This window comes from Streptomyces sp. NRRL WC-3549, from assembly GCF_000721935.1.
Lineage (GTDB): Bacteria > Actinomycetota > Actinomycetes > Streptomycetales > Streptomycetaceae > Streptomyces.
Window position 1 is genome coordinate 1,876 of record NZ_KL585446.1, and the last position, 3,343, is coordinate 5,218.

2 protein-coding genes and 1 pseudogene are annotated in these 3,343 nt (G+C 66.9%); all 3 read left to right on the forward strand.

What is annotated here, in order from left to right; translation table 11 throughout:
• Positions 1-1,209: pseudogene (gene arc / locus IH13_RS39255) on the forward strand (proteasome ATPase); the annotation flags it as partial.
• 249 nt (positions 1,210-1,458) lie between these two features.
• The gene (gene dop / locus IH13_RS0134735) at positions 1,459-2,970 is read left to right on the forward strand and encodes a depupylase/deamidase Dop (protein WP_199814930.1); all 1,512 of its coding nucleotides are present in this window, start codon (positions 1,459-1,461) and stop codon (positions 2,968-2,970) included.
• Between the two features lie 129 nt (positions 2,971-3,099).
• On the forward strand, positions 3,100-3,318 hold the full coding sequence (locus IH13_RS0134740; RefSeq protein ID WP_014044990.1) for a ubiquitin-like protein Pup: 219 nt from the start codon (positions 3,100-3,102) through the stop codon (positions 3,316-3,318).
• The last annotated feature ends 25 nt before the right edge of the window (positions 3,319-3,343 follow it).

The window sequence follows — 3,343 nt, forward strand, 5'->3', positions numbered from 1 at the left end:
AGATGTGTATAAGAGACAGCCATCCGCCCCGGCGACGCGCTCCTGCTCGAACCCCGCTCCGGTTACGTCTACGAAGTGGTCCCCAAGAGCGAGGTCGAGGAGCTGGTCCTCGAAGAGGTCCCGGACATCGACTACGACAAGATCGGCGGTCTGGGGGACCAGATCGAGCTGATCCGCGACGCGGTCGAACTCCCCTACCTGCACCCGGACCTCTTCAAGGAACACGAACTCCGCCCGCCGAAGGGCATCCTGCTGTACGGCCCGCCGGGCTGCGGCAAGACGCTCATCGCCAAGGCCGTGGCCAACTCCCTGGCCAAGAAGGTCGCCGAGGTCACCGGACAGCCCGCGGGGAAGAGCTACTTCCTCAACATCAAGGGCCCCGAGCTCCTCAACAAGTACGTCGGTGAGACCGAGCGGCACATCCGCCTGGTCTTCCAGCGTGCCCGGGAGAAGGCGAGCGAGGGCACCCCGGTCATCGTCTTCTTCGACGAGATGGAATCCCTCTTCCGCACCCGTGGCTCCGGTGTCAGCTCGGACGTGGAGAACACCATCGTCCCCCAGCTGCTCGCCGAGATCGACGGTGTGGAGGGCCTGGAGAACGTCATCGTCATCGGTGCCTCCAACCGCGAGGACATGATCGACCCCGCGATCCTGCGGCCCGGCCGTCTCGACGTCAAGATCAAGATCGAGCGCCCGGACGCGGAGGCGGCGAAGGACATCTTCGCCAAGTACCTGACGCCTTCGCTGCCGCTGCACGCGGACGACCTGGACGAGCACACCGGCTCCAGGGAGGCCGCCGCGCACGCCATGATCCAGTCGGTCGTGGAGCGGATGTACACGGAATCCGAGGAGAACCGCTTCCTCGAGGTCACCTACGCGAACGGCGACAAGGAAGTCCTGTACTTCAAGGACTTCAACTCCGGGGCCATGATTCAGAACATCGTGGACCGGGCCAAGAAAATGGCCATCAAGGCGTTCCTCGAGCAGGGCCAGAAGGGCCTGCGCGTCTCCCACCTCCTCCAGGCCTGCGTGGACGAGTTCAAGGAGAACGAGGACCTGCCCAACACCACCAACCCGGACGACTGGGCCAGGATTTCCGGAAAGAAGGGTGAGCGGATCGTCTTCATCCGCACCCTCGTCACCGGAAAGCAGGGCGCGGACACCGGTCGCTCCATCGACACGGTGGCGAATACCGGACAGTACCTGTAAAACGCGGACCGGCTGCGGATGCCTGCCCGGGCATCCGCAGCCGGCCGTTTTCCCGGAAGCCGGAAGCCGGAAGCGCCGGTGCCACCCGAACAATGACGTAATTGATCTCCCCACCGGCGCGGAGGCGCTCTAGGCTCTGCCGTACCGCCGATTTCGCGCCTGCGGGGACGGGCACCGCACGCGCGGGGACCAGCAGCGGTACTTGAGCGCCGCTCCCGGACGGGAGCGCCGCCGGGCAAGGAGGGCCGCATGACCGTACGGCGAGTAATGGGCATCGAGACGGAGTACGGGATCTCCGTCCCCGGTCAATCCAACGCCAATGCCATGCTCACCTCGTCCCAGATCGTCAACGCCTACGCGGCGGCGATGCAACGGGCGCGCCGCGCCCGCTGGGACTTCGAGGAGGAGAATCCGCTGCGTGACGCGCGAGGCTTCGACCTCGCCCGTGAGACCGCCGACTCCAGCCAGCTCACCGACGAGGACATCGGCCTCGCCAACGTCATCCTGACCAACGGCGCACGGCTCTACGTCGACCACGCGCACCCGGAGTACAGCTCTCCGGAGATCACCAATCCGCTGGACGCGGTGCTCTGGGACAAGGCGGGGGAGCGGGTGATGGCGGAGGCGGCCGAGCGGGCCGCCGCGATCCCCGGGGCCCAGCCGATCCACCTCTACAAGAACAACACCGACAACAAGGGCGCCTCCTACGGCACGCACGAGAACTACCTGATGAAGCGGGAGACGCCGTTCTCGGACATCGTGCGCCATCTGACGCCCTTCTTCGTCTCCCGCCAGGTGGTCACCGGGGCCGGCCGGGTGGGGATCGGGCAGGACGGCCACGAGCACGGTTTCCAGCTGAGCCAGCGCGCGGACTACTTCGAGGTGGAGGTGGGCCTGGAGACCACGCTCAAGCGCCCCATCATCAACACGCGCGACGAACCGCACTCCGACGCCGAGAGGTACCGCCGGCTGCACGTGATCATCGGCGACGCCAACCTCTCCGAGATCTCGACGTACCTCAAGCTCGGCACCACCTCGCTGGTCCTCGCCATGATCGAGGACGGGTTCATCAACGTCGATCTGGCCGTGGACCAGCCGGTGCGCACCCTGCACCAGGTCTCGCACGACCCGAGCCTCCAGCAGTTGATCACGCTCCGTAGTGGCCGGACACTCACCGCCGTGCAGCTCCAGATGGAGTACTTCGAGCTGGGCCGCAAGTACGTCGAGGAGCGGTACGGCGCGGACGCCGACGAGCAGACCAAGGACGTCCTGGCCCGCTGGGAGGACACCCTGAACCGGCTGGAGAGCGACCCGATGAGCCTCGCGGGTGAGCTGGACTGGGTGGCCAAGCGTGAGCTCATGGAGGGCTACCGGCGACGGGACGGCCTGGACTGGGACGCCCCGCGGCTGCACCTGGTCGACCTCCAGTACGCGGACGTGCGACCCGACAAGGGGCTGTACAACCGCCTGGCGGCCCGGGGGAGGATGAAGCGCCTGCTGGACGAGCGGGACGTGGAACGCGCCCGCACGAAGCCCCCCGAGGACACCCGGGCCTACTTCCGGGGCCGCTGCCTGGAGCAGTACGCGGACGACGTCGCGGCGGCCTCCTGGGACTCGGTCATCTTCGACCTGCCCGATCGTGACTCACTGCAACGGGTGCCCACGATGGAGCCCCTGCGCGGTACGCGCGAACACGTCAAGGACCTGCTGGACCGCTGCCGCACGGCGGAGGAGCTGGTCCGCACGCTCACGGGGGGCTGAAAGGCGCGCCGAAGGGGAATCAATCAGATGACCTGGAGACGTTGAGGAAAGTACCGGGCCGATGTCGGACCCCCTGGGTAGGGTCTGATCAAGTGCTTCGAATGCTTCGAACCGAGCGGGGTGAGCTACATGGCGACCAAGGACACCGGCGGCGGACAGCAGAAGGCGACACGCTCCACCGAGGAGACCGAGGAGCAGGTGCAGGACGCGCAGGCGTCCGAGGACCTCAAGGAGCGGCAGGAGAAGCTGAGCGACGACGTGGACGACGTCCTCGACGAGATCGACGACGTCCTCGAGTCGAACGCCGAGGACTTCGTTCGCTCGTTCGTGCAGAAGGGCGGCGAGTAGCGGCCGGATGCCCGGTCCGCCGGGC

Bases quoted from the DNA above. Each gene is read 5' to 3' on its own strand.
- dop (WP_199814930.1), top strand. From the start codon at position 1,459: ATGACCGTACGGCGAGTAATGGGCATCGAGACGGAGTACGGGATCTCC.
- IH13_RS0134740 (WP_014044990.1), top strand. From the start codon at position 3,100: ATGGCGACCAAGGACACCGGCGGCGGACAGCAGAAGGCGACACGCTCC.